This is a genomic window from Vibrio sp. 1978 (assembly GCF_033344345.1).
Genome location: NZ_JAWPOP010001013.1, coordinates 1 through 520, shown reverse-complemented (window position 1 = coordinate 520; position 520 = coordinate 1). Strand labels below are relative to the sequence as shown.

General features: G+C 49.6%; 1 protein-coding gene. It reads left to right on the top strand.

What is annotated here, in order from left to right:
- The coding region (locus R8N49_RS30390) for a lyase family protein (RefSeq protein ID WP_318190857.1) at positions 1-520 on the top strand (520 nt) is incomplete at both ends.

The following is a 520-nucleotide window of genomic DNA, read 5'->3' as shown; positions in this document are numbered from 1 at the left end:
TCAGTAACGCTTACGATTGCTTCAGCTCAACCAGGTAATGAAGCGCCTACAGTGGATGTTGCGCTTTCAGCTACTTCAATCGAGCTAGGCGGTACTGTTACGCTTACTGCTAACGCGGCAGACGCGGATGGTAGCGTTGCTAAAGTTGACTTCTATGTTGCTGGCGCATTAGCTGGTACAGCTTACCCAATTGATCGTGAACAACTGGCGCATAATCTTGGTTTTCACCGTGCTACGCGTAACTCACTCGATTCGGTATCGGATCGTGACCATGGGATGGAACTGATGTCTGTCGCTTCTATTTCTATGCTGCACTTGTCACGTCTCGCGGAAGATATGATTTTCTACAACTCAGGTGAGTCGAACTTCATTGAGTTGGCAGATACAGTGACATCTGGCTCGTCATTGATGCCACAGAAGAAAAACCCAGATGCGCTAGAGCTCATTCGTGGTAAGACTGGTCGCGTGTACGGCGCACTTGCTGGCATGATGATGACAGTCAAAGCCCTGCCACTGGCGT